At 67.5% G+C, this 21723-nt stretch carries 18 protein-coding genes; 12 read left to right on the top strand and 6 right to left on the bottom strand.

Annotation, left to right across the window (positions count from 1 at the left end):
* The 4 genes from pstB to GV044_RS12680 all read left to right on the top strand — a co-directional run bounded on the left by pstB (position 1) and on the right by GV044_RS12680 (position 3071).
* A complete protein-coding gene (gene pstB / locus GV044_RS12695; RefSeq protein WP_159870281.1) occupies positions 1–762 on the top strand; it encodes a phosphate ABC transporter ATP-binding protein PstB in 762 nt (253 codons plus the stop codon).
* Between the two features lie 11 nt (positions 763–773).
* Positions 774–1457: a phosphate signaling complex protein PhoU gene (gene phoU, locus GV044_RS12690; protein ID WP_159870278.1), complete on the top strand. Its 684-nt coding sequence runs from the start codon at positions 774–776 to the stop codon at positions 1455–1457.
* Positions 1454–2140, top strand: a complete 687-nt coding sequence (phoB, locus tag GV044_RS12685; RefSeq protein WP_159870275.1) for a phosphate regulon transcriptional regulator PhoB — start codon at positions 1454–1456, stop codon at positions 2138–2140. Before phoU ends, phoB begins: the two co-directional genes overlap by 4 nt.
* Positions 2141–2270: 130 nt before the next feature.
* A complete protein-coding gene (locus GV044_RS12680; RefSeq protein ID WP_236554906.1) occupies positions 2271–3071 on the top strand; it encodes an IclR family transcriptional regulator in 801 nt (266 codons plus the stop codon).
* Positions 3072–3074: 3 nt separating this feature from the next.
* Here GV044_RS12680 and GV044_RS12675 read toward each other — a convergent pair whose 3' ends face one another.
* The 3 genes from GV044_RS12675 to GV044_RS12665 are packed head-to-tail and all read right to left on the bottom strand — an operon-like array spanning position 3075 to position 6376.
* Positions 3075–4364 (bottom strand): hypothetical protein, encoded by a 1290-nt coding sequence (locus GV044_RS12675; RefSeq protein WP_236554905.1) that lies wholly within the window; start codon positions 4362–4364, stop codon positions 3075–3077.
* Positions 4365–4409: 45 nt separating this feature from the next.
* A complete protein-coding gene (locus GV044_RS12670; RefSeq protein WP_159870269.1) occupies positions 4410–5474 on the bottom strand; it encodes a glycosyltransferase family 1 protein in 1065 nt (354 codons plus the stop codon).
* On the bottom strand, positions 5471–6376 hold the full coding sequence (locus GV044_RS12665; protein ID WP_371741604.1) for a UDP-2,3-diacylglucosamine diphosphatase: 906 nt from the start codon (positions 6374–6376) through the stop codon (positions 5471–5473). Before GV044_RS12665 ends, GV044_RS12670 begins: the two co-directional genes overlap by 4 nt.
* Before the next feature lie 207 nt (positions 6377–6583).
* On the opposite strand from GV044_RS12665, the gene GV044_RS12660 reads away from it, so the two are divergent.
* Complete coding sequence (locus tag GV044_RS12660; protein ID WP_159870266.1) at positions 6584–7258, top strand: response regulator transcription factor; 675 nt, start codon at positions 6584–6586, stop codon at positions 7256–7258.
* A 305-nt stretch (positions 7259–7563) separates the two neighbouring features.
* Here the strand turns inward: GV044_RS12660 and GV044_RS12655 are convergent, their stop codons facing one another.
* Positions 7564–10116 carry a TonB-dependent receptor gene (locus GV044_RS12655; protein WP_159870263.1) on the bottom strand — a complete coding sequence of 851 codons (2553 nt, stop codon included), beginning with the start codon at positions 10114–10116 and terminating at the stop codon, positions 7564–7566.
* Between the two features lie 284 nt (positions 10117–10400).
* On the opposite strand from GV044_RS12655, the gene GV044_RS12650 reads away from it, so the two are divergent.
* From GV044_RS12650 to virB11, 7 genes are read left to right on the top strand one after another with little or no spacing between them, the layout of a single operon-like run.
* Positions 10401–10736, top strand: a complete 336-nt coding sequence (locus tag GV044_RS12650) for a TrbC/VirB2 family protein (protein WP_371741616.1) — start codon at positions 10401–10403, stop codon at positions 10734–10736.
* Position 10737: 1 nt separating this feature from the next.
* Positions 10738–11019, top strand: a complete 282-nt coding sequence (locus tag GV044_RS12645; protein ID WP_159870257.1) for a type IV secretion system protein VirB3 — start codon at positions 10738–10740, stop codon at positions 11017–11019.
* Between the two features lie 19 nt (positions 11020–11038).
* Positions 11039–13456 carry a VirB4 family type IV secretion/conjugal transfer ATPase gene (locus GV044_RS12640; RefSeq protein ID WP_159870254.1) on the top strand — a complete coding sequence of 806 codons (2418 nt, stop codon included), beginning with the start codon at positions 11039–11041 and terminating at the stop codon, positions 13454–13456.
* Entirely contained in the window at positions 13456–14715 is a 1260-nt protein-coding gene (locus tag GV044_RS12635) for a type IV secretion system protein (protein WP_159870251.1), read from the top strand. Before GV044_RS12640 ends, GV044_RS12635 begins: the two co-directional genes overlap by 1 nt.
* A complete protein-coding gene (locus GV044_RS12630) occupies positions 14712–15569 on the top strand; it encodes a TrbG/VirB9 family P-type conjugative transfer protein (protein WP_159870248.1) in 858 nt (285 codons plus the stop codon). The genes GV044_RS12635 and GV044_RS12630 overlap by 4 nt, the downstream gene beginning before the upstream one ends.
* Before the next feature lie 2 nt (positions 15570–15571).
* Positions 15572–16669 carry a TrbI/VirB10 family protein gene (locus tag GV044_RS12625; protein WP_159870245.1) on the top strand — a complete coding sequence of 366 codons (1098 nt, stop codon included), beginning with the start codon at positions 15572–15574 and terminating at the stop codon, positions 16667–16669.
* Positions 16670–16673: 4 nt separating this feature from the next.
* Positions 16674–17705 carry a P-type DNA transfer ATPase VirB11 gene (gene virB11, locus GV044_RS12620; RefSeq protein ID WP_159870242.1) on the top strand — a complete coding sequence of 344 codons (1032 nt, stop codon included), beginning with the start codon at positions 16674–16676 and terminating at the stop codon, positions 17703–17705.
* A gap of 194 nt (positions 17706–17899) precedes the next feature.
* Here virB11 and GV044_RS12615 read toward each other — a convergent pair whose 3' ends face one another.
* On the bottom strand, positions 17900–19393 hold the full coding sequence (locus tag GV044_RS12615; protein ID WP_159870239.1) for a Ppx/GppA family phosphatase: 1494 nt from the start codon (positions 19391–19393) through the stop codon (positions 17900–17902).
* A 62-nt stretch (positions 19394–19455) separates the two neighbouring features.
* A complete protein-coding gene (locus GV044_RS12610; protein WP_159870236.1) occupies positions 19456–21639 on the bottom strand; it encodes an RNA degradosome polyphosphate kinase in 2184 nt (727 codons plus the stop codon).
* Between the last annotated feature and the right edge of the window lie 84 nt (positions 21640–21723).

Raw genomic sequence — 21723 nt, 5'->3', positions numbered from 1 at the left:
ATGACTGAACCCAAACTCACCGCTCGGAACGTCGACGTCTTCTACGGCGAGAAGAAGGCGATCGACGATGTCTCGATCGACATCGGCAACGGCGTCGTCACCGCCTTCATCGGCCCCTCGGGCTGCGGCAAATCGACCTTCCTGCGCACCCTGAACCGCATGAACGACACCATCGCCGGCGCGCGCGTCGAAGGCGAAATCCTGCTCGACGGCGAGAACATCTACGACCGTTACATGGACCCCGTCGCCCTGCGCGCGCGGGTCGGCATGGTCTTCCAGAAGCCCAATCCATTCCCCAAGTCGATCTACGAGAATGTCGCCTACGGTCCGCGCATCCACGGCCTGGCGCAAGCCAAGGCCGACATGGACGGCATTGTCGAGAAGGCGCTGACCCGCGCAGGCCTGTGGAACGAGGTCAAGGATCGGCTGACGGACGCCGGCACCGCGCTTTCGGGCGGCCAGCAGCAGCGCCTGTGCATCGCCCGCGCCATCGCCGTCAGCCCCGAAGTGATCCTGATGGACGAGCCGTGCTCCGCGCTCGACCCGATCGCCACTGCGCGGATCGAGGAACTGATCGAGGACCTGAAGGATCGGTACGCGATCGTCATCGTCACCCACTCGATGCAGCAGGCGGCGCGCGTCTCGCAGAAGACGGCCTTCTTCCATCTCGGCAAGATGGTCGAGTACGGGGACACCGACCAGATCTTCACCAATCCGCGCGAGGAGCGGACCAAAGACTACATCACCGGCCGGTACGGCTGAGGGGAACTGCCATGGTCGACCATACCGTCAAAAGCTTCGACAGCGAGATCAGCCAGCTGCGCGGCCTCATCGCCGAAATGGGCGGACTCGCCGAAGTGGCGATCCGTGACTCCATCGATGCCCTCGTCCGCCATGACGAGGATCTCGCCCGCCAAGTCGTCACCGCCGACGCGCGGTTGGACGCTCTGGAGGCCGAGGTCGATCGTCTGGCCGTGCGCACGATCGCCTTGCGCGCGCCGATGGCCGACGATTTGCGCGACGTCATCGCCGCGCTGAAGATCTCGGGCGTGCTCGAGCGCATCGGCGACTATGCCAAGAACATCGCCAAGCGCATCGACGACATGGAAGGGCGCAGCAAGGTCGAGCCGCTGACGTTGGTGCCCGCCATGGCCGACATCGCGCAGGGCATGGTGCGCGACGTGCTCAACGCCTACGGCTCGCGCGATGCGATCCTGGCGGTCGAGGTGATCCGCCGCGACGAGAAGCTGGACCAGTTCTACAACACGCTGTTCCGCTCGCTGCTGACGCACATGATGGAAAACCCGGCGACGATCACCAGCGCCGCGCAGCTGCTGTTCGTGGCGCGCAATCTGGAACGCATCGGCGATCATGCGACCAACGTCGCCGAGATGGTCTACTACGCGGCGACGGGCGAATACTGCTCCGAGCGCGACACCAAGGGTGAAAACGCATGAACCCGTCCGTCCTCGTCGTCGAAGACGACCGCGCGCTGTGCGAACTGCTCAGCTGGAATCTCTCGGCCGAGGGCTACGACGTGCGCTCCACCGGCGATGGCGAGGAAGCGCTGCTGATGGTGCGCGAGCAGATGCCCGACGCCATCATCCTCGACTGGATGATCGAGCAGGTGCCCGGCATCGAGGTCTGCCGCCAGCTGCGCAAGGATCGCGAGACGGCGAAGATCCCCATCGTCATGCTGACCGCGCGCGGTGAAGAAGAGGACCGCATCCGCGGCCTCAAGACCGGTGCGGACGACTACGTCACCAAGCCGTTCTCCCCGCGCGAGCTGATGGCGCGGGTGGAAGCGCTGCTGCGCCGCGCGCGGCCTTCGCTGGCCGGCGACAGCCTGGTGTTTGGCGATATCGAGCTCGACCCCACCTCGCACCGCGTGCGGCGTGACGGCGAGGCGCTGCATCTTGGCCCCACCGAGTTCAAGATGCTGCGTTACTTCATGGAGCGACCCAACCGCGTGCTCTCGCGCCAGCAGATCCTCGACGGGGTATGGGGCATGGACTCCGACATCGACGAGCGCACGGTGGACGTGCACATCCGCCGCCTGCGCAAGGCGATCAACCGCGCGCAGGACGTCGACCCGATCCGTACCGTCCGCGCGGCGGGCTATGCGATGGACATGAGCTGAGCTGGGCTTGACACCGCGCCGAGCACAACACCGCAAGGGCTGAGCCTGTCGAAGCTCGCCAGTTGCGCTCGCGCTTGACGCAATTCCAACAGACCTTCCGACAAGCGCCGTCCTCGCCTATGCGCGGTGCGTGACCGAAGACTTGGCCTCGCCCCCCGAAGATCGCCGCGCCGCCTCGCCGCAGTCGGTGACGCGGGTCATCCGCCTGCTCGAAGTGTTGTGCGCCAGTGCGGCGCCGCTGTCGCTCGCCGATCTCAGCCGACGGCTCGACACGCCCAAGAGCAGCCTGGCCGCCTTGCTGCGCGGGTTGGCGGAGGAGGAGTTCGTGGTGCCGGCGGATGGCGCCTGGCGGCTCGGCTCCGGCGCCTTCGGCCTCGCGAGCGCGATCAGCGAGGCGCGACGGCGGCTGCAATCATCGGACCTGATCCGCGACGGCATGCGCCGCCTGGCCGCGCGCGCGTCCGAGACGGTGCTGCTCGCCGTGGGTGACAGCGATGGCGACCAGCTGACGTACGTGGACCTGGTCGAAAGCCGCCACGCCGTGCGCTACGCCGTGGCTGCGGGCGATCGCCGGCCGCTCTACGCCACCGCTGGGGGCAGGGCGCTGCTGGCAACCTGCTCGCCCGAAGCGGTGGCAAACTACCTCAAGCGGGTGCGGCCCGAGCGTCTGACCGCGAACACGGCCACCGGCTTGCGCGAGCTGACCAGCGAAATCGAGGCCGCGCGCCAAGCCGGTTTCGCGCAGACCGTCGACCAGGCGGCCGAAGGCGTGACCGGCACTGCGGCAGTGATCCGCGATGCCGCAGGCGCTGTGGTGGGTGCGCTGGTCATCGCGGCGCCGAGTGCGCGGGCGCAGGGCCGGCTCGTCGAACTCGCCCGCTTGGTTCAGGATGAGGCCGCGGCGATCTCGCGCAGCCTGGGCTTTCGCTGACGCTCAGCCGGCGAGCGCCAGGTTGCGACCGAACCGGCGCTGCTCCCACAGGCTGAGGAAGTTGGTCGAGACCAGCAGGAAGCCTTGCACCACCTTGTCGGCGGCGATCAGGGGGTCGAGTGGCCCCCTGGCATTGCCGATCTGCGGCAGGCGTGCAGCCGCCATCTCGGGCAAGTCCATCATCAGCGACAGCCCAACCAGCGCCAGCGCCAGGTCGAAGTGCAGGCCGAGCTCCTCGACTGTCACCCGCGGGCCACCGTGGCTTGCCAATTCGTTGCAGTAGTGCGCGAGCAGGCCGTCCAGCTCGCGGGTCACGAACTGCGTCGTGCCTGCTGAGAGGCCACCCCACAGCCCGACGGCAACGTTCATCGGCCGCACCATGCCCCAGTCGAGCAGTCCGCAGGCGAGGCTACGATCCGCCTCGCGCCAGAACCAGGCGTTGTCGACATTCGCATTCCAGTGGCACAGCGCCACCAGACGTGGGTCGGCGTAGAGGAAGCGGCGGATCTGCGCTTGCGCGGCGTGGATCGCCATGGCCTCGCTCACGAAGCGTTCGCGCCATTCGGCCGCCTGCAGCGCTTCGGGAAAGAGCTGCGGGTGCACGGCGATGAAGTCGAGCCAGGCAGCGACTTTCGCTTGGAGGGCGGCGGCATCGTAGCTGACCGGCAGGTCCGCCTGCGCTTGGGCCAGATCGAAGGGGAACAGCGCCTCCACTTGCGGCGACAACTCGCCGGCGTGGTAGGACGCCGCCAGCCGGGCCTGCGCAGAAACCAGGGCGCGGTAGTGCGCCAGCGGATCGGGCATCAGGTGGTCCAAGCACTTGGGCCACAGCGGCTCGATCGCGCCTTCACCAAAGGCGATGCGCTCGGTGATGAGCAGGCCGGTGCCGCTAGCGCGCTCGAAGTCGCCGAACACCGGTCGCGGCACCGCGACCGGGAAAGCGGGCAGGCGCGACAGCGCGGCGAGCCGGATCTCGCCATCGAGCTCGTCGCGGCGGCGATCGCGAAAAGCATCGTCGAAGTCGCGCGAGAACTTGGCGAAGAGTCGTGTTGGCAGGCCTTCGGGTGCATCCCGATAGATGACGTCGAACTGCAGTTTCTGGCCCGAGTTGCCGCCCGTTACATCGTGGATGTGCTCCACTGCGAGCACCTCGCCCGTTGCCGGGAGCACGCCATAAGCTCGGAACGCCTGGGTCAGGAATGTCTGCGGGTCCTGCCGAAGCCCGCGTGGGCAGGCGGGCATGCGCACCCCGTTCGTGTCGCCGGTCGCGAAGTGCAAGCTCTCGTCCACCATCGACCCCGAGCTAGCACATCGCGGGTGTGGTAAAAGCCGAAACGATCAGGCGGCGAGGCGGTCCTGCTGGCGGGCGAGCGCGAAGGAGATCGCGTGCTCGAACTGATCGGTCGCACGATCCCACGAGTAGCGCATGCCCAGGCTCGCCGCCGCACCGCGATCGAGCGAGAGGGCGCCGTCCACCGCATAGGCCAGCCGCTCGTCGAGCACGCCCGCCGCTTGCGGGAGCGGTTCTTCGGCCCCGCGGCCGTCAGCGCCCAGGATGTCGATCGGGCCGGTCACCGGGTAGCCCGCCACCGGCACACCGCAGGCCAGTGCTTCGATCACCACCAGCCCGAACGTGTCGGTACGGCTGGGGAAGACGAAGCAGTCCGCCGCGCGATAGGCGCTAGCCAGCACTTCGCCCGAGAGCGGGCCCAGGAACAGGACCTGCGGGTACTTGCGGCGCAATGCGGCCAACGCAGGCCCATCGCCCACCACGACCTTGCTGCCGGGCACGTCGAGATCGAGGAAAGCCTCGAGGTTCTTCTCCGCCGCGACGCGTCCGACGTTCAGGAGCACTGGGCCGGGTAGGGCAGTCATCGCCGAGTGCCGGGGACCTTCGGGATGGAACAGGGTGTCGTCGATGCCGCGGCTCCACGGCATCGTCGGCCCGATGCCGCGGCCGGCGAGTTCGTCGGCCAGGCTGCGGGTGGAGACCAGCACCGCACTGCTCGGCGCATGGAAGCGGCGCATGATCGGCCAGAACCTCTCGGCGCTGATGCCCGTGCGCACCGCGGCGTATTCGGGGAAGCGGGTGTGGAAGGCGGAGGTGAACGGCACCGCGCGCGCCAGGCACCAGCCGCGCGCGGCCCAGCCGATCGGCCCCTCGGTGGCGATGTGCACCAGCTCCGGGCGCATTGTGTCGAGCATGCGGCGCACCCCGAAGCGCGGCGCCATCGCCAGCCGGATCGAGGAATATCCCGGCATCGGCATCGTCAGGAACCGGTCGGGCGCGATCACCTCGACGTTGTGGCCACGCGCGCGCAGCAGCCCGAGCGTGGTCGAGAGTGAGCGGACGACGCCGTTGACTTGCGGGAACCAGGCATCGGTCGCGATGGCAAGGTTCACGTAGCGGCCCCTGCCTCGGCGCCAGCCTGCGCTTCCAGGCGGTTCGCCGCTTCGGAAGCCTTTTCACTGGCCCAGTCGACGATCGACATCGCACCTTGCGCATCCTCGACCAGCGCGGTGCAGCTCTCCACCCAATCGCCGTCGTTGTAGTAGGTGATCCCGCCGAACTGGCGGATCTCGGCGCAGTGGATGTGGCCGCAGACCACGCCGTCCATCCCGCGCGCAATCGCCTCCTGCGCCACCGCCTCCTCATAGCTGGAGACGAAGGCCACCGCGTTCTTGACCTTCTTCTTCATGTAGGCCGACAGCGACCAGTAGGGCATCTTCAGCCGGCGGCGCACGGCGTTGAACACGATGTTGGCGCGCAGCAAAAGGCCGTAGGCCTGGTCGCCCAGGAAGGCGAGCCAGCGGGCGTAAAGCACCACGCCGTCGAAGGCGTCGCCGTGCGTTACCAGCAGCTTGCGCCCGTCTGCCGTCTCGTGAACCGCCTCCAGCGAAAGCTCGACGCCGCCGAAGCTCATGCCCGCATAGTCGCGCAGCATCTCGTCGTGGTTGCCGGCGATCAGCACAACGCGGGTGCCGCGGTGCGCCATCTTGAGCACGCGGCGAACCACTTCGTTGTGCGCGTCGGGCCAGTACCAACCCTTGCGCAGGCGCCAGCCGTCGACGATGTCGCCGACCAGGTAGAGCGTCTGGCATTCGAACGAGCGCAGGAAGTCGACCAGCATCTCGGCATTGCAGCCGCGCGTGCCGAGGTGGACGTCGGAGATCCAGACGGTGCGATACTTGCGCTTGGGCCGGAAGCCCTTGGCGTCGGGCAGGTCGAGCCAGCTGGGTATCTTGCCGCCGGCGATGGCTGCAGGGGCGAAGCGGGCGAGCAGGCTGTCTTGGCTGGTCTGCACGATCGTGCTCCTTTGCTGCTGCCTTTCGCTGTTACTTGTATCGGGTGGCGCGCGCGTGACGCTTCCCGGTCAGTTCGATGACACGCTGCACGCCGTCCAGCTTTCACCCAATCGTCGCCGATATGTCACCCGTCCGTCACATTGCCGCGTCAGAAGCGGCAACCGACCTGCGGGGGCTCGCGGGGAGATTACCGAGACGAGGGGACCATGCAGCGCATCGACATCCTGTTGACGGGCGACCTCGTGGGTGGCTTCGCGCCGTTCCGCCACGCCGACCTCGAATTGGTGCTGCATCGCTGGTCGAACCCCGCGCAACTGCCGCTGATCGAGGGCTCGTTGTGGGCCTTCGTCGACTGGGTGCTGCCCGACATGTCGGGCTTGGAGCTTTGCCGCCGCCTGCGCTGCGATCCCGTCACTACCACCGCGCACATCACTGTGGTGCTGGAGGAGGATGACGCTGAGGACCGCAAGCGCGCACTGCGCACCGGGGCGGACGACTACATGGTCGGCCCATTGACCCGCACAGCGCTGCTCGATCGCGTGCTGTCCGGCCATGTCGTCGAGCATGGCGAGTCGAATGGGCGCAAGGTCTCGTTGGGCGATCTCACCATCGACATCCCCGCCTTCCAGGCACGCTGGCAGGGCAAGGCGATCGCCTTGATGCCCAACGAGTTCCGCCTGCTGCGGTACTTTGTCGAGCATCCGGGACGCGTCTTCACCCGCGTCCAGCTGATCAGCGCGCTCGGAAAGCAGGAACCCTCGATCGACGAGCGCACGGTCGACGTGTGGATCGGGCGCTTGCGGCGGGCGCTGAAGGCGGTGGGCGCGGGCAACCCGCTGCGCACCGTGCGCTCGCTTGGGTATGTGTTCGACGATCAGTGATGTTGCGCGTTGCGGGGTGATGGCGGCTTGTCCTCCCCGGAGCGGGGAGGGGGACCGCCAGCGTAGCTGGTGGTGGTGGGGACTCGCCCCCTCACACTGATCCTGGAGGAGCCCGCCCTCGGTCTAGGGGGTGTGCCGCGACTCCCCACCACCACCTGCGGTGGTCCCCCTCCCCGAACCGGGGAGGACAGCCAGCGCTGCAGCGAATGTCCCGTGCTTCGAAAAAGAAAGACCCGCCCGCATCGCTGCGGACGGGTCCGAAGGTCCTGCCGCGGCGCAGGGTACGCGGCGGGAGGGTGGTTGGATCAGAACCGCACGGTCGCTTCCAGGCCGTACGTGCGCGGCGCGTTGAAGTTGCCGTAGTCACCCAGGACGTTCGCGATCGAACCGTTGCTGAGGCTGGTCGTCGGCGTGCCGGGCAGGCTGTTCGAGGGGTCGCGGCGGAAGATGTACTGCTCGTTGAACAGGTTGCGCGCCCAGGCCGAGACGGTGACGGTCTGGTCGCCGCTGCCCATGCGGATATCCGCGAGCGAGAGGCGGGCGTTGACCAGGAACGAGGCATCCGCCTTGTCGGGGAACTGGTCGAAGGCCTGGGTCGCTTGGCTGTAGTTCGCGTCGACGTGGAACTTGAGCGAGGCATCGTTGAAGCCCAGCGGCAGTTCGTAGTCGATCGAGCCGCTCGCCGCATTGCGCGGGGTGAAGGGGATGTAGAACTGCTGCAGCACCGGCGCCGAGGTGGTGTTGCCTACAGTGAACGAGATCGGCACCAGCGGCACCTTGGTGTAAGTGTAGGCGTACGAGGCGCCGATCGTCAGGCCCTCGACCGGACGCACGGTCAGGTCCGCTTCGATGCCGCGGATCTTGGTCGTGCCCTCGGCATTGATGGTGCGCAGCACGTTGACGTTGGTGCCGCCGGCCGGCTGGATGTAGCTGATGTCGATCTGGCTGTCCTTGCGGTCCATGATGTAGCCAGCCAGGTTCAGGCGTGCGCGGCGATCCCAGAAGTCCGCCTTGAAGCCCACTTCGTAGGACTTCACGTCCTCGGGGTTGAACGCCTGGTAGTTTGCGGTGCGCGAGCTGGCGCCGCCGGCGCGGTAGCCCGTGGCGTACTTGGCGTAGACGTGCACATCGCTGCTCACGTCGTAGGCGATCGTCGCCATCGGGTTGAAGCGGTGCCACTTCTTGTCGAGCGGGGTGTAGCCGTTGCCCGCCACGATCGCGGCGTTGCTGGCGAGGGTGTAGTCGACGTTGCGGAAGAACAGCAGCTCGCCGCGCTTCTTGTCCTCGGTGTAGCGCGCGCCGACGGTCAGGTGCAGCGCATCGGTGGCGTTCCAAGTGGCCTGGCCATAGGCGGCGTAGCTCTTGGACTTCACCTCCGAAGCGCGATCGATCGAGCGGAAGCCCGGGACCGAGCCGAAGCCACCCGAACCGCGATAAGGGTCGAGGATGGTGTAGACCGGCTGGCCGGCGGCGTTCAGGTAAATGCCGTTCGAGTTCGGCGTCGCGGCGTCATCGCTGACGTGCTCGTTGAAGTAGAACAGGCCGGCGACGTAATCGACCGAACCGACGGTGCCAACCGCCTGCAGCTCCTGGCTGAACTGGCGCTGGCGCAGACCGGCCAAGCTGTAGCGGCTGAAGGCGCAGGGCGCGGCCTGGGTGCAAGAAGCGGTCAGGTTGACCACCGGCACGCGATGAGCGCCGCCCGAGTTGTCCCACTGGTCGACGTCGACGCCGCGCCATGCGGTGATCGAGCGCAGCTCGATCTCCGGCGAGATCGTCCAGCGCAGGTTGTTGGTGAAACCATGAGTCTTGTCGACGCTGGGCTGCTGCGGCACGCCGATGTCGGCGACCTTCTGGCGGCTGTCGCCATTGACGACGACGCCGGGCAGCAGCGGCTTGACCGGACCGCCGGTCAGGTTGGTGTAGGGCGCGCCCGGCAGCACGCAGTTGGGCGAGTTGGCGATCGGGCCGTTGACGCAGTTGTTGGGATTGTAGTTCAGCAACTGGCTGTAGAACGGCGTGTTCTCGTCCTTGGCGACATCGTACGAGAAATCGTTGGTGATGTCGGGCGTGATTTTCCAGCGCGTGGAGATGCGCAGGCCCTGGCGATCGTACTGGTTGAAGCCGGCTTCGCCCTTCAGCGGGTTCTTCGTGGTCGGGCCCTGCTTCTGGCGCACGCCGTCGATCTTGATGCTCAGGCCGTGGAACTCGGGCAGGTTCAAGTGGGCGTCGATGGTGTTCGCATCGTAGTTGCCGATGCCGCCGCTGATGCGCCCGCCGAACTCGCCGGTGGGCGTTGCCGACACGATCGAAAGCGCGCCGCCTTCGGTGTTGCGGCCGAACAGGGTGCCTTGCGGGCCCTTGAGCACTTCAATGCGAGCCACGTCGAACAGCGCGGCGTTCAGACCGTGCTGACGGCCGAGGTACACGCCATCGACATAGATGCCGACGCCCTGTTCGCGCGCGGGCTGGTTGGCGTCGAGCGGCACAATGCCACGGATACCAATGGTGAGCGCGGACTGACGTGCCTCGAAGGTAGCGATGCGAAGCGAGGGGATCCCGCCGTCGGCTAGGTCGTAGAGGCTCTGGACGTGGCGCTTCTTGAAGTCTTCCTGGTTGATCACCGAGATCGCGATCGGCGTCGACTGCAGGTTGGTCTCGCGCTTGGTGGCGGTGACGACGATGTCGGTCAGGCCGGTCGAATCCTGGGTGCTGCCGGTCACTTCCGCAGCGGCTGCATCGGCGCTGTCAGCAGCGTTCTCGGCGGCGTTCTCGGCTGCCAGTGCGGGAGTGACGGCGAACGCCAGCGAGGCGCCTCCGGCCATGAGCCACGAACGCAATGTTGTGGAGCGGATCATTCGAGTACCCTTCGAGAAACGTGAGCCTGACGGACCGTTTCGTCCGTTGGTGCGCGGCCTCTAGGAGTGCTGCATGACAGTTTATGGGCGTTCCCATGACAGTTCCGTGTCAGTCGCAAAGATGTGTCAAACTGGTCACATCATCGACGCATCTGGGGTTCGCAGGATCGTCATACGCCTGACGCATAGCGGACCGAATAAGCACGGGCGCATGAGGCCCCTAGGTATGGGGGTGACGCATGTGACACCATGATTCGGCATATTGGCTTTACCGCATGATTCGGATGGGAAAGATGCACAGCTCCAAGTTACTCCAGACCCTCAAGCACGTTGCATCGGCTGCAGCGCTGTTCGTTCCGGCGACGGCGCACGCGCAGGGCGTGACGGTGGCTGATCCCGCTGGAAGCGGTCCGATCGTTGCGGCGCTGGGCTGGTTGCAAGGCACGCTTCTTGGTAACGTCGCGACGGCAGTGGCCGTGATGGCTGTGGCCGCGGTGGGGTTCATGATGCTGACCGGCCGGATGAACTGGCGATTCGGAGCGACCGTGATCGTGGGCTGCTTCGTGCTGTTCGGCGCTGGTGCGATCGTGTCGGGCATCCAGAGCGCGGCGGTAGGCTGAGATGGCACTCGCCCGCTACACCGTGCATCGCGCACTGACCCGGCCGCAGATGTTCGCGGGCGTGACCTACAGCTATTTCATCATCAACGCCGCCGTGACGACCGAGGTGTTCCTGATCACCAAGAGCTTCTGGGCGCTGCCCGCGGCGCTGGCGATGCACGGCGTCGGCTACATCGCCTGCCTGCGCGAGCCGCGGGTGTTCGATCTTTGGATCGCCAAAGTCAGCAAGTGCCCGCGCGTGCCGAACTGGTCGCGCTGGGGCTGCAACAGCTACGCGCCCTGAGCGCGGTGAGGACTTCGTAATGGCTAAGCCGAAACTTCCGCAGATCACCGGATGGGGCAAGAAGGAAGCCATGGTCGGCGACCGGCTGCCGTACCTGGCGCTGGTGGACGAGAATGTGGTGCTGCTGCGCGACGGCTCGGTCATGCTCTCGCTGATGGTGCCCGGCTTCGCCTTCGAGACCGCCGACACCGACGAGCTGAACGCCCACGCCGCCACGCGCGAAGTGCTGCTGCGCAGCTCGCTCGACGCCCGTTTCGTGCTCTATCACCACGTGATCCGCCGCCGCGTGGAGATCGAGCTGGAAAGCCAGTTCTCCGATCCGCTCACCGCGCACATCGACGCGCGCTGGCGCCAGCGCACCAGCTCGGGCGCTCTGTTCGTCAACGACCAGTTCGTCACTCTGGTACGCCGCCCCGCGCGCGGCAAAGCCGGCTGGGCCGACAAGATGTCGCGCATGATGAAGCGGAAAGGTGCGGGCCCGGTCGAGGCCGACATCGCCGACGTGCGCGCGCTGCGGGCCGCCGCCAGCGCGATGACCGCCTCGCTCGGCGCTTATGGCGCCCGCCTGCTGGGTGATTACGAGAGCAATGCCGGCCGCTGTTCCGAAGTGCTGGAGCTGCTAAGCGCGCTTTACAACGGCGAGATGCGCCCGGTACGCCGCCCCGCCGATGAGGCGGACGTCGGCCACATGCTGCCCTACCGCCGCGTCAACTTCGGGATGGATGCGCTGGAACTGCGCGGCGCCAATGGCGTGACCTTCGGCTCGCTCGTCAGCCTGAAGGACTATCCGGACTCGACCGCTCCCGGCCTCACCGATCCGCTGCTGCGCCTGCCGTGCGAGCTGGTGCTGACCGAGACTTACGCGCCGTCGGATCGCCAGATCGCCCGCGAGCGCATCGACCTTGCCATTCGCCGCCTCAAGTCCGCCGACGAGGAGGCCATGGCCGAGCGCCGCGAGATGTCGAGCGCGCGCGATGCGCTGGGCACCGGCGCGGTCGGCTTCGGCGATCACCACCTCGCGGTGCTGGTGCGCGCGCCCAACCTTGACGTGCTCGACGAAGCCACCGCGGTCTGCGCCGCCGCGCTCGCCGATGCCGGTGCGGTCGCCGTGCGCGAGGACGTCAACCTGGAGCCGGCGTTCTGGGGCCAGATGCCGGGCAACGAAGGCTTCCTGGTGCGCCGTGCGCTGATCTCCAGCGCCAACATGGCGTGCTTCGGCTCGCTGCACGGTTTCGCCATGGGCCAGGCCAGCGGCAACCACTGGGGCGAGGCGGTGACGCTGCTCGCCACCACCAGCCAGACGCCGTTCTTCTTCAATTTCCACCAGGGTGACTTGGGCAACTTCACCGTGATCGGGCCCTCGGGCTCGGGCAAGACGGTGGTAATGAACTTCCTCGCCGCGCAGGCGCAGAAGTACGATCCGCGCACGATCCTGTTTGACAAGGACCGCGGCGCCGAAGTGTTCATCCGCGGCATCGGGGGCACCTACAGCCGCATCGCCTCGGGCCACCCGACCGGCTTCAACCCGCTGTCGCTGCCCGACACCGCCACCAACCGCGCCTTCCTGCGCGACTGGCTGGGCGTGCTGCTCGAAGCGCGCGGGCCTGAGGAACTCAGCACCATCGCCGGCGCGGTCGACGCGGCGTACCACAACGATCCCTCGCTGCGCCGCCTCTCGCATTTCCGCGAACTGCTGGCAGGCTCGCGCCGTCCCGAGCCCGGCGATCTCGCCTCGCGCCTGGATGCCTGGCTGGTCGGCGGGGAGCATGGCTGGCTGTTCGACAACGCGGCTGACAAGCTCGACCTCTCCGCGCGCAAGCTCGGCTTCGACATGACCGCGCTGCTGGAAAGCCCGCGCCTGCGCACGCCGACGATGATGTACCTGTTCCACCGCATCGAGGAACGCCTCGACGGCGAGCCGACCATGATCCTGATCGACGAGGGCTGGAAAGCGCTCGACGACGAGGTCTTCGCCGCGCGCATCCGCGATTGGTTGAAGACGCTCCGCAAGCGCAATGCGCTGGTCGGCTTCGCCACCCAGTCGGCGCGCGACGCGCTCGACAGCCGCATCGCAACGGCGCTGGTCGAGCAGACCGCGACGATGCTGTTCATGCCCAACGCCCGCGCTCGACCCGAGGACTACTGCGAGGGCTTCGGCCTGTCCGAGCACGAACTCGACGTCATCCGTACGCTTCCTGCGCACTCGCGCTGCTTCCTGATCCGCCAGTCGGACGCCTCGGTGGTGGTGCGGCTCGACTTGTCGGGCATGCCGGAAGTGCTGACCGTCCTCTCCGGCCGCGAAAGCACCGTGCGCAAGCTCGACACGTTGCGTGAGCGCTACGGCGACGCGCCCGAGAACTGGTACCCACTGCTCACCGGCGTGGAATGGCCGGGCGAGGGCGACGAGCCGGCTCTCTGGACCGAGGCGGCCGAGTGATGGCTAACGCCTGCGATCAACTGACCGAAGTCGCCTCGGCGGGCGTCGGACCGGCGCTCCGCGCGGTCGACTGCCTGGCCGGTGAAGCGACCTCGATGGCCTTCGGTCGCCTGTTCGGCGCGGGCGGGGCGATGGGCCCGGTGCTCACCATCTTGCTGACGCTCTACATCGCCTTCTTCGCGATCTCGCTGCTGACCGGGCGCTCGACGCTGGGCATCTCGGCGCTGACGCCGCGGATGCTGACGCTCGGCCTCGTGCTGACCTTCGCGACCAGCTGGATCGCCTACCAGGGCGTGATGTGGAACCTCGCGGTCGGCGGGCCGGACTGGATCGCGTCGGTGCTGACTGGCACCAGCGGCTCCGCCACCCAGATCTTCGGCGACCGCATCGACCTCGTCTTCGGCGCCATTGCCGAGAGTGCCGGCCACGGGCAGGGCGAAGCCGCCGCTGCCGGTGGTCAGGCCGCAGCGCAAGGCGCGGTCGCCGCCGCTGCCAGCGGTTCGGCGCAAGGCATGTTCACGCCCGAAAGCGTCATGTGGATGGGCGGGCTGCTGTTGCTACTCGGCACCGTCGGCGTGCTGCTGACGGCGCGGATCGCGCTGGCGGTGCTGATGGCGCTCGGCCCGATCTTCGTCGTCATGGCGCTGTTCAACGGCACCAAGGGCCTGACCGCCGGGTGGATCCGGGGTGTGGCGCTGACCGCGATCACCCCGCTGTTCGTGGTCCTGGGCGGCAGCATCACGCTGGAACTGCTGGTGCCGATCGTCCGCTCGCTCTCCAGCAACCTCGTCGACATCGATGGGCGCGCGGCGATGGCGCTGTTCCTCGTCGCCGCGGTGCACTGCGCGCTGATGGCGATGGTGTTCAAGGTGGCCGGCACGATGGTCTCGGGCTGGCAAGTGTTCGGCCTCGGCAAGTCCGACCGCCAGGACCGTGCCGCCAGCTCTGCCGTGCAAGCTGCGGTGCTTGCCTCGCCGGCCATGCAGGGCGCGGCGTCGGCGGGAGCCATGGAAAGCGCGCCGCGCCGCACCTCGATGGCCGTGGCTGCCGCAGCGCCGGTCCAGATCACGCACAGCCAAGGCGAGGGCGGCCGCTCGGGCGAGCGCCGCACCGTCGTCACCCAGGTGAGCGGCGGCGGGCTCGAGCCTATGGGCGGCGTCAGCCAGTCGCGTGCCAAGGGCATCGGCAGCCGCTTCCGTGCTTCCAATGATATCGGCCGCGTCCACTCGGGACGTGTAGCCAAGGAGATGATACGATGATCCGCGGCCTGCTTCTTGCCGCCACCGGTCTGGTAGCTCTGGCTCAGCCGGCGCTTGCCGCCGATGACCGCCTGATCCAGCACATGTACGCCGAGAACGAAGTCGTTCGCATCGACGGGCGTCCCGGCGTCCAGGCGACGATCACCTTTGGCGAAGGCGAGGCGATCGAGAACGTCGCCGTGGGTGACTCCGCCGCTTGGCAGATCACCCCCAACAAGCGTGCCGACGTGCTGTTCGTGAAGCCCTTGGAAGGCGGCGCGCGCACCAACATGACGGTGGTGACCGACCGCCACACCTACTTCTTCGACCTTGTCGCCTCGCCCAAGGCCAAGCCGGTCTACCTGCTGCGCTTCACTTACAGGGACGCGCCGAAGAAGGGTGCGCCTGCGGGACCCGCGCTTGCCTCGCTGACGTCGGCCGAGCAGGCCGTGCTCACCGGCGAACCGGCCGAAGCGGGAGTCGACCCCGCCGCGCTCAACTTCGCGTTCCGCACGAAGGGCGATGCCAGGATCCTGCCCTCGCGCATGTACGACGACGGCAATGCCACCTACCTGCTGTGGGGCGAGAAGAGCGAAGTGCCCGCCATCCTCGTGCAGAACGAGAAGGGCGAGGTTGGGCCGGTCAACTATTCGGTCCGCGGCCGCACCATCGTCGTCGAAGACGTGCCGCGCATGATCCTGCTGCGGTCGGGCAAGTCGCAGGCCACGATCGAGAACCAGCGTCCGGCCGCGGTGGCGACACCCGCCGTCCAGAACGCCGGCACCGCGCCGCCCGCTGCACCCGCTCCCACCATGGCGCCCGCTTCGGTCGTCGCCGCTGCCTCCACCACCGCCTCGCCTGTCCGGGATAACTGATCATGGCTCCCAACTCCGCCCTTCGTGAGCGCTTCACCTCCGATCAAAGCAGCGACCCGCGCGAGAGCGGCGGCGCGCAGATCATCGATCTGGCCACGCGCAACGTCCTGCCGAGCGTCACGCAGCGCAAGAAGGCCGATGGCCTGGGCCTGGCTGCGGGCGTCGCAATCGTCGCGCTGCTCGGCGGGCTGACGCTGTGGTCGATGGATGCGGCGCGCAATCCCGAGACCAAGCAGGCGGTGAATCCCGTCGCCACCGCGCCGGTGGTTCCGCAGGCGGCGATCACGCCGGTCCAGGCGCCGACGATCGTCTCGCCCAACGCCCCTGTCGCGCCGCTGGCCGCTCCTGCTCCGCAGGCAGTGCTGTCCGCTCAGCCTGGCACGATCCTGGCGCCGCAAGGCAACCCAGCGGCAAGCCCGACGGTGGTGTTCGACGCCGCCGGCGCTCCCGCCACGACCGCCGACCTCGCCGGCAAGAGCGACATCAAGGCCGGCGGCAATCCGAACGACGATTTCGCCTCGCGTCTCGGCGCCATGGGCGGCGGCAGTGCGTCCGCCAAGCGCAGCTTCGATCCGGCGACGACGGTGACGCAGGGCACCCTGATCCCCGCTGTGCTGGAGACCGCCATCGACACCGACGTTCCCGGCTTCGTGCGCGCGATCGTCAGCAGCGACGTCAAGAGCTTCGACGGACGCACCGTACTCGTCCCGCGTTCCTCGCGCCTGATTGGCCAGTACAAGAGCGGGCTCTCGGCCGGGCAGAAGCGCGCCTACGTGATCTGGACCAGGCTGATCCGTCCGGACGGCGTGTCGGTCGACCTCGGCTCGCCCGCGATCGCCTTTGGCGGTGAGACGGGCCTCGCCGGCAAGGTCAACGGCCACTTCTTCGAGCGCTTTGGCTCGGCGATGCTGCTCTCGGTGCTGGGCGGCATTCCCAGCCTGATCGGCAACAATTCGTCGGTGGTGGTCGGCGGCGGCAGCTCCGCGGCCTCGACCGCGGTGCAGCAGGGCGGGCAGGTCGGCCCGACGATCCGCGTGCGCCAGGGCGAGCCGATCCGGGTGTTCACCGCCAAGGACCTCGACTTCTCGAAGACGGCGTGATCCCATGGTTGCCGATGTCCATACTCTCCGCAGCCGCGCGAGCGTGGAGCCTGTGAGCGCTCCCGAGTCGCCGCGCAGCGTCTACCTCGACGCCTACCTCGCCCCCTTGCGCCCCTGGCTGGAGCGCGAAACGGTGACCGAGATCCTGGTCAATCGACCCGGCGAGATCTGGGTCGAGGATGCCGAGGCCGGCGGCATGGCGCGCGTCGAATTGCCGGCGATGGACAACCAGCTGCTCCAGCGTCTGGCCGAGCAGGTCGCGCGCATCAGCCACCAGGGCATCAACCGCGAGCATCCGCTGCTCTCGGCGACCTTGCCGGCGTTGGCAGGCCAGAGCGGCGCGCGCATCCAGCTGGTCGGACCGCCGGCGACACGGGCGAACTGGGCGATGGCGATCCGTCGCCACCGCCTGCTCGAACTGCCGCTCGACGCCTACGATCGCGGTCCGATCACGGTCGCACCCGAGGCGTCGACGCCCGATCCTTTGGCCGAGCCGATCGCCTTCCTTCGCGATGCGATCCGGCGCCGGCGCACGATCCTGATCTCGGGCGGCACGTCGACCGGCAAGACCACGTTCCTGAACGCCATGCTGAACGAGATACCCGAGCACGAGCGCGTGGTGCTGGTCGAGGACACCGCCGAACTGCGCCTGCCGGGCGCCAATGGTGTCGGCCTGATCGCAGTCAAGGGCGAGCTGGGTGAGGCCAAGGTCTCGGCCAACGACCTGCTGCAGGCCGCCTTGCGCTTGCGCCCCGATCGCATCGTCTTGGGCGAATTGCGCGGCACCGAGACGGTGAGCTTCCTGCGCGCGATCAACACCGGGCACCCCGGTTCGTTTTCGACCGTCCACGCCAACAGCCCTCGCGGTGCGCTTGAGCAGATCGCGCTGATGAGCATGCAGACGGGCATCGGCCTGACGCGCAGTGAGACGCTGGAATATGCCGCCAGCGTCATCGACATCGTCGTCCAGCTGGATCGCCATGGCGGCAAGCGCGGCATCGCTACGATCGCGGAGAGCCGCTCGCTCGTGGGTTGATCACCGGAAGCGTTGACGAAAGCGTCTTATGTGCGATCATCTTACCTGTGCCTTCCCCTTTCCGGGGAGGGGCCGGGGTCGAGAACGCCTGCCGCCAGGCAGCGCGTCCACGTTGGCGTGGGTACACCCGCCTCCCAACCTCCTCCCTCCAGGGAGGAGGAGCAGCGAGCGGCCCTCGCCGTCTGTCGAAATCTTCAGGCGTCGGCGCTGGTCTTCACGCGGCACTCCAGGCCGGTCCACTCGGCCAGGTGCTTGAGGTCCTTGGCGGCAGTGTTGGTGTAGAGCGCCGCCACCGGTTCCTCCAAAGCCAGCACCAGTTCCCCGCCCTCGCGGCGTAGCGCAGTAAGCGCGAGCGCCTTGTCGGCACAACCGGTCAGGCGGCGGCACAGGCGCACGCCGAGCCCCCAGCCGACTGCCGCGCGCAAGTCCTCGGGCGAGGCGAGGCGGGCGAAGGTGGCGGGCACTTCGGTCAGGCCGGAGTTGGCGAAAACGCACATCGCCATCATTGCGCGGCCTCGGGCGTTGATGCCGACCCACCGCTTACGCAGCGCCCAGGACATCGCCTCCTGCGCGCGCAAGTTGGGTTCGGTACGCATCGCGGCGAGCGCCAGCATGGTCGAGGCGAGGCGCAGGTTTGTATCCTGCGGGTCCTGGTCGCACATTGCCGCGGTCCAGCGCGCCACGGCGGCGGCATGCTGCGGATCGACCGAAGCGGAGCGGGCGAAACCCTCGACGCCGGCCAGCATGGGGTCCTGCGCGCGGGTGGCAGCGTCGAGCCGAGCGAACACCAGCCCTTCGCGCAGGCCCCACGAGGAGAACACAATGCGCGATGGCGAGAGCCGCTCGACCAATTGCCCCAGCAGGGCGGCAGCGTCCGGCAGGCTGGCGAGGCGGGAGCTGGAGATGCGCGGGTCGGCCTTCTCGGGCTTGCTCTTCTCCAGCTGGCGGCACATCCGCAGCGCCACGTCGGGCGCGAGTTCGAAGTCGTGCGGATCGTCGAGCGGCCAATCGATGTCGTGCATCGCCTGAAGCGCCAAGGCTCGCCACGAACCGCCCACGATGTAGAGCGGCTGGCCCGCGGCGGAGGAGAAATCAGCGCGCGCCAGACCGTCGCGCACCGCGCTTGCGAACCGGACGGGACCACCCGCACGCAAGTCGGGCAGACGCAAGGTGCCGAAGGGCAGGGTTATGCCGCCCTTGCAGGTCTCGCCATCGATGGCGACGAGTTCCAGGCTGCCGCCGCCCAGGTCCCCGACAATGCCCCTCGCGCCCGGGAAGGCGGCCATGACGCCCGAAGCGCTCGCCCGCGCCTCCTCCTCGCCCGTCAGCAGCCGTGGCGAGAGGCCGAGCCGGCGCACCGAAGCCAGGAACTCCGGCCCGTTCTGCGCATCACGGCTGGCAGCGGTGGCGACGCAATCGACGTCGTCGATGCCCAGCAGCTCGAGCATGGCAGCGAACCGCGCGAGTGCGGCAAGCGCGGTGTGCATCGACTTGGCCGACAACAGGCCATTCTTGCTCAGGTCCTTGCCGAGCTTGGCGCTGACCTTCTCGTTCAGGATCACCACCGGCGCACGCGGCGGCCCGTTGTAGACGACGAGCCGGACCGTGTTCGAGCCGATGTCGATGATGGCGCGCTTGCCGCCCACGTATTCGCCCAGGGGGCTGCCCTGTGGGCCATTGCCGATCATGGTTGTCTAGCGCTTCCCGTCAGGTCCGGTTCCCCCGGACTGCTCTCATGCCACGCCCGCTATCATATGTTGCCGCGGCGTAGCGACAGCTTGGGCACCTTTCGTCCACTGGTCAGTGAGGCGCCGCGCCCGGAAAGCGACGGGTTGGTCATGAAGTAGCGGTGCAGGTTGAACGGCTTCTCGCTCTTCTCCTCCGCCAGTTCAACCCGGTGATAGCTGCCGTCGCTCTCCAGCAGCCAGCTTTGTTCGGTATCCAGCAGGTTCGCCAGCATGACCTGGCCGAGAACCTGGTCGTGCACGGTCTTGTTGCGGATCGGCAGCAGCAGCTCGACCCGGCGGTCGAGGTTGCGGCTCATGCCATCGGCCGAGGTGATGAAAACCTTGGCCTTGCGGCTGGGCAACTCGGCACCGTTGCCGAAAGCCCAGATGCGGGCATGCTCCAGGAACCGGCCGATGATTGACTTGACGGTGATGTGCTCCGAGAGTCCGACGATCCCGGGGCGCAGGCAGCAGATGCCGCGGATCACCAGCACGATGTCGACGCCGGCCTGGCTCGCGGCGTAGAGCCGGTCGATCAGGCCGGGGTCGGTCAGCGAGTTGAGCTTGGCCCAAATCGCCGCCGGGCAGCCTTTCTGCGCATTGGCGATCTCGGCATCGATGCACTCGTAGAGCGTCGAGCGCAGGCTGATCGGCGAGATCGACAGCAGCTCGGTCTTTTTGGGCTCAATGTACCCAGTGATGAAATTGAACAGCTTGCCAACGTCGCGCCCGGCCGCCGGCTGCGCGGTGAAGTAGGACAAGTCGGTGTAGATGCGCGCGGTGATCGGGTGGTAGTTGCCGGTGCCGAAGTGGCAGTAGGTGCGATAGGCATCGCCCTCGCGGCGCACTACCATCGAGACCTTGGCGTGGGTCTTCCAGTCGACGAAGCCGTAGATCACCTGGACTCCGGCGCGCTCCAGCTGGCTCGCCCAGAGCAGGTTCTGCTCTTCGTCGAAGCGGGCCTTGAGCTCGACCACCGCGGTGACCGACTTGCCGGCTTCGGCCGCGGCGATCAGCGCATTGACCACGGCCGATTGCTTGCCGGCGCGATATAGCGTCTGCTTGATGGCGATCACGTCGGGATCGCGCGCCGCCTGCTTGAGGAAGTCGATCACCACCTCGAAGCTCTCGTAGGGGTGCTGGATGACGATCCCCTTCTCGCGGATGGCCGCGAAGCAATCGCCGTCGTGCTCCAGGATCCGCTCGGGATAGCGAGGCGAGTAGGGCTCGAATTTCAGCTCGGGCCGATCCTCGTCCACCAGCGCCGAAAGGCCGGCCATGCCGATAATACCCCCGGTCTTGATAATCAGTGCCTTGTCGAGCGCCAGCTGCGCGCGCAGCAGTTCCTCCGCCGCGGGATCGAACTTGCCCTGCAACTGCAGCACGATGACCGTGCCACGCCGGCGCCGCTGGATCGCGGTGCGGTAGTAGCGCACCAGATCCTCGGCATCCTCCTCAATCTCGATGTCGCTGTCGCGCAGGACGCGAAAGACACCGTGACCGTTGCGCTTGAAGCCGGGGAAGATCTCGTCGGCATGCCGGCAGATCAGGTCCTCGATCGACATGTAGATGGCGTCCGGCCCCGGCACCCGCACGAAGCGGGGCAGGGCTTGCGGGACCAGGATCATCTCCATGACCGGCGCATTGTCCGCCACCCGCGTGAGCGAGAACAGCACGCCGATGCCGGTGCTGGCGACGAACGGGAAGGGGTGTGCGGGATCGATCGCCTGCGGTGTGATCACCGGCATGATGTGTTCGAGAAAATAGTTCTTCAGCCAGCGATCGCTTTCGCTGCCCGAGTGCTGCTCGCCGACGACACGGATGCCGCAGTCCGCCAGTTGGGTCTTGAGGTCGGCCCAAATCCGCTGCTGGCTGGCCTCAATCGCCAGGATCTGCTCGTGCACGGCGCCTAGCTGCTGGGTCGGCGTAAGCCCATCGATCGAGATCTCGTCGATAGAGCGGCGGATCTGCCCGGCGATCCCCGCGACGCGAACGGTCATGAATTCGTCGAGGTTGCTGCCGGAAATCGACAGGAAGCGCAGACGCTCCAGCAGCGGGTAGTGCGGGTTCTCCGCCTCGGCCAGCACGCGCTCGTTGAAGGCCAGCCAGCTGAGCTCCCGATTGAAGAAACGCGCCGGAGAGGTGGCGACGGGGGTTTCCTCTTCATCCGACACTTGCGTGGTCGTCGTCTCGCGAGCTTCGAGCATGGTTTCCCTTGTATCGCCCGCCGGGACGGCTCTGGCTCGGGCGTACTTGCGTCAGATTGCGGTGCCGGGTCAAAGCTTAGCGGG

The organism is Novosphingobium sp. 9U (assembly GCF_902506425.1).
Taxonomy (GTDB): Bacteria; Pseudomonadota; Alphaproteobacteria; order Sphingomonadales; family Sphingomonadaceae; genus Novosphingobium.
This window is presented reverse-complemented; position numbering and strand designations above follow the sequence as displayed.

What these genes read in the sequence shown, in the direction of transcription:
- pstB (WP_159870281.1), top strand. Translation starts at nt 1, where the DNA reads ATGACTGAACCCAAACTCACCGCTCGGAACGTCGACGTCTTCTACGGC.
- phoU (WP_159870278.1), top strand. Translation starts at nt 774, where the DNA reads ATGGTCGACCATACCGTCAAAAGCTTCGACAGCGAGATCAGCCAGCTG.
- phoB (WP_159870275.1), top strand. Translation starts at nt 1,454, where the DNA reads ATGAACCCGTCCGTCCTCGTCGTCGAAGACGACCGCGCGCTGTGCGAA.
- GV044_RS12675 (WP_236554905.1), bottom strand. Translation starts at nt 4,364, where the DNA reads ATGGTGGACGAGAGCTTGCACTTCGCGACCGGCGACACGAACGGGGTG.
- GV044_RS12660 (WP_159870266.1), top strand. Translation starts at nt 6,584, where the DNA reads ATGCAGCGCATCGACATCCTGTTGACGGGCGACCTCGTGGGTGGCTTC.
- GV044_RS12655 (WP_159870263.1), bottom strand. Translation starts at nt 10,116, where the DNA reads ATGATCCGCTCCACAACATTGCGTTCGTGGCTCATGGCCGGAGGCGCC.
- GV044_RS12650 (WP_371741616.1), top strand. Translation starts at nt 10,401, where the DNA reads ATGGGAAAGATGCACAGCTCCAAGTTACTCCAGACCCTCAAGCACGTT.
- GV044_RS12645 (WP_159870257.1), top strand. Translation starts at nt 10,738, where the DNA reads ATGGCACTCGCCCGCTACACCGTGCATCGCGCACTGACCCGGCCGCAG.
- GV044_RS12640 (WP_159870254.1), top strand. Translation starts at nt 11,039, where the DNA reads ATGGCTAAGCCGAAACTTCCGCAGATCACCGGATGGGGCAAGAAGGAA.
- GV044_RS12635 (WP_159870251.1), top strand. Translation starts at nt 13,456, where the DNA reads ATGGCTAACGCCTGCGATCAACTGACCGAAGTCGCCTCGGCGGGCGTC.
- GV044_RS12630 (WP_159870248.1), top strand. Translation starts at nt 14,712, where the DNA reads ATGATCCGCGGCCTGCTTCTTGCCGCCACCGGTCTGGTAGCTCTGGCT.
- GV044_RS12625 (WP_159870245.1), top strand. Translation starts at nt 15,572, where the DNA reads ATGGCTCCCAACTCCGCCCTTCGTGAGCGCTTCACCTCCGATCAAAGC.
- virB11 (WP_159870242.1), top strand. Translation starts at nt 16,674, where the DNA reads ATGGTTGCCGATGTCCATACTCTCCGCAGCCGCGCGAGCGTGGAGCCT.
- GV044_RS12615 (WP_159870239.1), bottom strand. Translation starts at nt 19,393, where the DNA reads ATGATCGGCAATGGCCCACAGGGCAGCCCCCTGGGCGAATACGTGGGC.
- GV044_RS12610 (WP_159870236.1), bottom strand. Translation starts at nt 21,639, where the DNA reads ATGCTCGAAGCTCGCGAGACGACGACCACGCAAGTGTCGGATGAAGAG.